The organism is Geminocystis sp. M7585_C2015_104 (assembly GCA_015295805.1).
Lineage (GTDB): Bacteria > Cyanobacteriota > Cyanobacteriia > Cyanobacteriales > Cyanobacteriaceae > DVEF01.
Window position 1 is genome coordinate 1 of the sequence record DVEF01000051.1, and the last position, 6,303, is coordinate 6,303.

Annotated in this window: 5 protein-coding genes; 3 read left to right on the plus strand and 2 right to left on the minus strand. The window is 47.6% G+C overall.

What is annotated here, in order from left to right; all coding sequences use genetic code 11:
• Positions 1–234 precede the first annotated feature (234 nt).
• Positions 235–630, plus strand: a complete 396-nt coding sequence (locus IGQ44_05705; GenBank protein ID HIK37467.1) for a hypothetical protein — start codon at positions 235–237, stop codon at positions 628–630.
• Between the two features lie 260 nt (positions 631–890).
• Here IGQ44_05705 and IGQ44_05710 read toward each other — a convergent pair whose 3' ends face one another.
• Positions 891–1,265, minus strand: a complete 375-nt coding sequence (locus IGQ44_05710) for an AbrB family transcriptional regulator (protein ID HIK37468.1) — start codon at positions 1,263–1,265, stop codon at positions 891–893.
• A gap of 164 nt (positions 1,266–1,429) precedes the next feature.
• Here IGQ44_05710 and IGQ44_05715 point away from each other — a divergent pair, with 164 nt between their 5' ends.
• Together IGQ44_05715 and IGQ44_05720 are read left to right on the plus strand one after the other, a co-directional pair.
• Positions 1,430–1,873 carry an Rrf2 family transcriptional regulator gene (locus IGQ44_05715; protein ID HIK37469.1) on the plus strand — a complete coding sequence of 148 codons (444 nt, stop codon included), beginning with the start codon at positions 1,430–1,432 and terminating at the stop codon, positions 1,871–1,873.
• Complete coding sequence (locus IGQ44_05720; GenBank protein ID HIK37470.1) at positions 1,818–2,378, plus strand: hypothetical protein; 561 nt, start codon at positions 1,818–1,820, stop codon at positions 2,376–2,378. The genes IGQ44_05715 and IGQ44_05720 overlap by 56 nt, the downstream gene beginning before the upstream one ends.
• A 716-nt stretch (positions 2,379–3,094) precedes the next feature.
• Here IGQ44_05720 and IGQ44_05725 read toward each other — a convergent pair.
• Positions 3,095–6,121: a peptidase domain-containing ABC transporter gene (locus IGQ44_05725; GenBank protein HIK37471.1), complete on the minus strand. Its 3,027-nt coding sequence runs from the start codon at positions 6,119–6,121 to the stop codon at positions 3,095–3,097.
• Positions 6,122–6,303: the final 182 nt, after the last annotated feature.

Genomic DNA, 6,303 nt, shown 5'->3' on the forward strand with positions numbered 1-6,303 from the left:
CATACTCTGCCCCTAAATCCTACCCTCCCATGGCAAAACAGGCCATTATTATAAACGACAGCAACAACCCGGGCGACAATAGGGCTATTAGTAGTAGGAATTCATTTGCCGTCATTTTTTTTGTCCCTTTTTTTCAAAACCACCTCATTGTAAAACATTTTTTAAACCCTGTCTCAGATAATAATCTATGTTACAATGATAAATATAATCACTTGAAGTGTGGTGTAGAGTCATATGGCACAGTTGAATGAGGTTTTCGCGGGACTTTTTTTGTGGTTGACGGTGGTTTTATTATTGCTTCTTTTGCTCAACAAAGATGGGCACCCGGCCAAGGGAAAAATAAAAGAACAAGAGGATGAGAAACTGCTTTTACATCAAAAAGTACAGGAACTGGAAAGAGAAATAGCTGAAAAAACAGAACAACTTAATTTCGCTCAGGATAAAATTAGCGTCCTTGAGCAAAAACTATTAGAAAACGAACAACAAATAATGCAACTTAGAGAACAATCCGAGAGAAGCAAAAGAGAATATCAGGCTAGGATTAAACACCTAGAAGCCAAATTAGAAGGAGCAAAACGACAAATATTGTCCATAGAAGAAGAATTTAAAAACCCAGTGGAAGAACTATAAAAAATGCCACGGCAAAGGTTAAAAAGACAAGTAACAAGATAAAAATGTCACAAAATAAAGCCAAGGCAACAGGGGGGGGAATAAAGTGGGAAATAGGTTTAGTAAATAATATTAAACAACAGGACCAGCAGCTCCCCCCTCCCCCTTGTCAGGGGATTGTATTAGGAAGGAATCCCCAGCAGTCAAAGGGCAGCCAGGGTTCAATTTTTGTTCTTATCTCTTTGCCGGGGAAGGTTTCCTCCCTTCTGGCAGTCACAAGACTAGGCTTCAATTTGCCTGAGGTAGATGTTTTTACGCCCGAGGATAACCTCGAACTCATCCCCCGGTTTTAGGCCCATCTTTTCAGTGTAGGCCCTGCCAATGGAGAGATTACCATTCGATTGGACATTGATACGATAATTGGCAGTGCGGCCTCTTTTTTTCTGGGTTACGGGTTGGTTATTATCTAAAGTTATTCCTTCTGCCTCCATCAGGGCATTAAGGAACTTGACCATATTCACCCGCTTATGCCCCTTCTTGGTTATAGTATAATAGCCACATTCAATGGCTTTTTCTTCCCGGGGCATGTTGCCCAGTTTTTTGACTTTTTTTAGTAGCTCTTTTCCTGTTAATGGTTGTGGTTTTTTATCAGACATTTACTTATTATTCTCTTCAGTTATTAAAAGTGTATATTGACCAGATATAGAAATACAGTTTATCAGTTTTGGTCATCAACTATAATATACTAAAACCGGAAAATTTAATACCTTTTTTTCCCGTATAAACCTAATCCCCTTTATTCGGGAATTGACCAGTACCGATGAAACTGACAACCCAAAGCTATTATGCAGTTAAAGCCCTGTTGTACCTGACTTGTCACCGAGATATGCCGGCGGTATCCGTCAACACCATAGCCCAACGACAAAATCTACCAGCGCCCTACCTGGAAAAAATTCTGCTGAAAATTCGTCGTGCCGGCCTAATTAAGTCTGTAAGAGGGGCACAGGGGGGCTACCAATTAGCAGTAGCCCCAGAAAAGATTTCCCTTGGCGCTATCCTGGCGGCAGTGGGAGACAGTATTGACCCCTTGCCACCGGCGGAATATGATAATAATTCTCCGGAGGATTGGGTAACGGCTTCCGTGTGGAGAAGACTAAACCGCAAATTGAAGGAGGCAGTATTTGAAATATCTCTGGCAGATTTGTACTATGATGCCCGTAGTCGTCAAGCGGATTTGGGTGGCGGTAACAATTTTATTGTTTAGTCTCCCCCTTCCCTCCCAGGCATCCCCATCAATAACTGTTTCTACCTGTTTTGATGGCAAAAATTTCCTCGACTCCTTGACAAAAAACCTGCCCCACTATGCCAACAGAATCATTCAAACAACCCGCAGTAAATACTCCCTGCCCGTCTATGTTATCACTGCTGGCAAAATCGACACCACTGCCCTCCCTCTCAATCCCACTCCCTTCTTCAATCTAGACAATACCCCCAGTGACGGCAACATAGCACAAGTTTTCATAACCACCCTAGAAAGACAATACCCCAACCCCAATAGGGTGGTAGAAACCCAAAACTTCCACTGGCTGCTCTTGACAGCCACGCCCCAAGGATGGACACTAGTAAAGGCTCTTACTCGCTTGGGCTATCCCCATCAAGATGGATTTCTCCTCTCTCCCCCTCGCGACTCCACTAATGGTATCATTGGCCAGGCAGTCCAACGATGGTTGAGGGATTGTCAGTTTCCGCAAAATGTGAACAAACTTTAACTAACATCAACAATTGTTGCAAGTAGGGCCATTTTTCTGACAGCTCCCGGGAGGATGTTATATATTAGAGTCAGGTGCAAGGGAAAGGGGCCATAGGAGAGGCTCCGGAAAAGGAAAGAGGCGATTAGGGCATTGCACCGTCGGCTCTAGTCCCGGCGCTCGGAACCCCGGCATCCCAGGACGAACCCGAAGAGGAACCTGTTAGGGTGAGGCCGGTGGTGTGGCGACAAGGGGGGCTTGTAGGAGAAGACTCAGTTCGGGGTGGTGAACCCGCGCTTTGCAGGGCCCTTTGAGTCTGAGAGAAGGAGAGTGGAAAGGGAAGGAAGAGAGAGTGGAGGCGTCCTCCCGTCTCGTGCCCCCTGGTGTAGCCGGCACCGGCGTTAGGCAAGGGGGTCACCGCCCCGGGGGCTGTGGGGAGGCCGGGCGCATTGTGGTGAACCCTTAGTTCAGCTAGTGGGTCTCTCTTTCTGACGTTTCTTTGGTCGAGTTAGTCTGTAGTCTGGAGCCCGTAGTCTAGTAAGTTAGTTTGTTAGTTAGTTTCTGAAATTAGTTTTTGGAGGAAAATCTAAGAGGGCGCACAGTCGCAGGTGCGTGTTGCCCTTTGTGCCCGCCTAGGTGTCCATGGCGGGCTTGCTTGTTAATATCTAATCCCGCCCCCACCCCAGCCCCACTCCGGGGGAAGCCCGCAGGGGAGAGGAGGCGGGGGGATGGCCTTACTAGTTTTTGTATTTCTGTTGTTGTTGCCAGAGGTGGAAATAACGCCCCCGTAAAGCCATCAATTCCTCATGGGTGCCTTTCTCGGCAATGATGCCGTTGTGCATCAGGATGATGAGATCAGCGTTTCTAACAGTGGCTAGACGGTGGGTGATGAAGAGTACAGTACGCCCTTTGAAGAAGTGAATCAGGTTTTGGCAAACTTGTGCTTCGGTGTTGTAGTCAAGGGCACTAGTGGCCTCGTCAAGGATGAGCAGGCGCGGATTTTGTAGGACTGAACGGGCGATAGCAATTCTCTGCCGTTGGCCACCAGAAAGGGCTGCCCCCCTCTCCCCTACCCTGGTATTGTAACCGTTGGGAAGACTCATAATAAACTCGTGAGCCACTGCTATCTGGGCGGCCTTGACTACTTCCTCCGCTGTGGCCGAGGGACTTGTAAGGGCAATGTTTTCAAAGATGGTGCCGTCAAAGAGAAGGCTCTCCTGAGGTACTACCCCAATCTGACGACGCAGAGAGTATAATTCCACCCGGTTGATATCATAGCCGTCAATGAGAATGCGTCCGGACTCTGGTTCGTAGAGACGAGCAAGGAGTTTGGTAAAGGTGCTCTTGCCGGCACCACTCTCCCCTACAATGCCTACAAAAGTGCCCGCCGGGATTTCAATGGTAACATTGTTTAACTGTAAGGGACTATTGGGCTTGAACCGGAAACACACATTCTCGTATTTTACATGCCCTTTGATGGGGGGCATGGGGATGTTGTCCCTGTCCTGTTCACCCTCTTCGGGATGGTCTACTATGTCTGCCAGTCTTTCCAAGGAGAGGGCTGTTTGTTGAAAGTTCTGCCACAGTTGAGCCAATCGCAGAATGGGGTAAGTTACGTAGCCTGCTATAATACGGAAAGCAATCAGCTGTCCCAAGGTCATTTTTCCGTCTAACACCTGGTAGGCGCCCACCCACAACACCAGTAATTGTGACAGTTTGTTAAGGAAGTTACCAGTGGCACCGGCAAGGGTTTCGGTTATGACGGTTTTAAAGCCAGCGCCTATATACCTGGCATAGCGCTCCTGCCATTCCCAACGGGCTTTTAATTCGATATTCTGAGCCTTGACCGTCTGAATCCCAGAAATGACCTCCACTAGGTGAGCCTGGGTTGCGGCATTGCGCTCTGCCCTTACCCGCAATTGATGACGAATTAGGGGAGAGAATATTAGGGTTAAGGCTATAAATACTGGAATAATCCCCAAGGCTACCAACGACAGAAAGGGACTATAAATGAACATCACTACGATGTAAATTACGGAAAATACGGCATCCAACACCACTGTAAGAGCCGTGCCCGTCAGAAAGGAGCGGATGTTCTCCAGTTCGTTGATGCGGGTGGCTAATTCCCCTACAGGACGTTTCTCGAAGTATCTTAGAGGCAGTCGCAATAGGTGGTCTATTATTTCCGAGCCTAAGGCCATGTCAATGCGGTTGGTGGTGTCTACAAAGGAATAAGTCCGGATGGTGCTCAACAGGGCCTCGAAGATACCTAGGACTAGTAAGAATATGCCTAACACATGAAGGGTATCTGGACTGTTTTGAACTAGCACCTTGTCGATGACCACCTGAATCATGAGGGGGTTGGCCAGGGCAAACAATTGCACAAAGAACGAAGAGACAAATACTTCAAGGAGAGTCCATTTGTATTTAACAATGGCGGGGATAAACCAACTCAGTCCGAATTTCTTTTGGGGGGTTTCCTTTGTCTTCTTTAAAAGTAAGACTTTGCCCCTATCACCCCACCTACGCAAAAAGTCCAAAGTCTTGAACTCCCTTAACCCTCTTAGGGTTGGATCTGCCACTGTGCAGGTTTTATCATTGGCCTGGTATACCACCACCAAGGAATCGGAAAGCCGTGTCAAAAAAGGCCCTTCCAACTTGCTAATGGCTCCAGCCGGTAGTTGAATCAACTGGGCGTTTAACCCCATCAGTTCACAGATTGCCCCACATGCCTCCAAAGACAGTACCTTGTTCCTCTCTACCTGTTCCTTTATAATCCTCTGTAATACCTCCCCCCGAAAAGGCATTTTGTAGTACCTGCATAGCATGCGCATACAGGCGATGCCCACTCCGACTTCCCCCCTGCCTGCCTCAAAAGGGTATTTCCTCCCAGAGGCGCGACCGGAAGAAACAGTGGTGTGGGTGGAGGCTTCGAGGACTTCTTCTTCCTTGGCTTGGGGAATATCCTCTGTTGGGGAAACTGAGTTAGTAAGATTGAGGTCAGTCCCACTCTCAGTCTTGGAGGCAATCTCCTGTTGGGGTTGACCATAGGATACCTCCTCGGAGGAGTCGGAGGCAATAAGGTCCATGTTGGGAAGAGAGATGAAACGACAGTCACTGGTCAGGTTTATGCTTTCCTGTGGGGCAATAGCATCCCCTATACTCTTACCCTCCACTTGTCCTGCACTCAACACCCATGCCTGCTTCTCTGGTGGCTGTGGCAGTTGTCTGTTTTTGCCCGCCGCCAGATACAATACCTGACACTCAGATAACGTCTCCTTGGTGATTTCCTTGAGCTCCAAAAAAGCGATAGCTTTTCTACTCAGCTGGAGGCCCAACAGGTAAAATACCTCATGAATGCCAGCAATGCCCTGGAAATATTCCCTTACAGGGGGATTGAGCCGGATTATTTCTAAAAACTTCTCCCTGTTGAAGGTTAGGGCTATCAGAGGGGTAGAGGCAATGGCTGTTTCCAAGGGAATTTCCCGAATTAAATTCTCCCACCCTATGATGGCCCCCCTACCCACCTTTTGGATGCTCACTGGCTGGCCGGTGGGGGGGTCATAACCAATACAACGGGCTTCCCCCTCATATACTATGGCTACATAGGGCGGTATTTTGTCCTTCACCACTATGATCTGTCCTATATCATACTTCAGGGGTTGACACTGTTTAGCAATCCCCTCCAAGACATCAGGAGATAACCTCTTAAAGGGCTCAATTTGGGAAAGAAATCCTGTTACTGCATCAACTGTGTGAACCATAATTTTTGCTAAACCCTACCGACAATTGGAAACCACAATACAGAATACCCTGAAATCCTGATAGCCCCCCCGGGTGACAATACTTGTTAATAGTTTGTTAATAGAATTTTGTTAATAGAATTGTGTTAATAGAATCGCCTCCCTTGCCAGCGCATCACTATTGTACACCCCGCCCCCGCCCC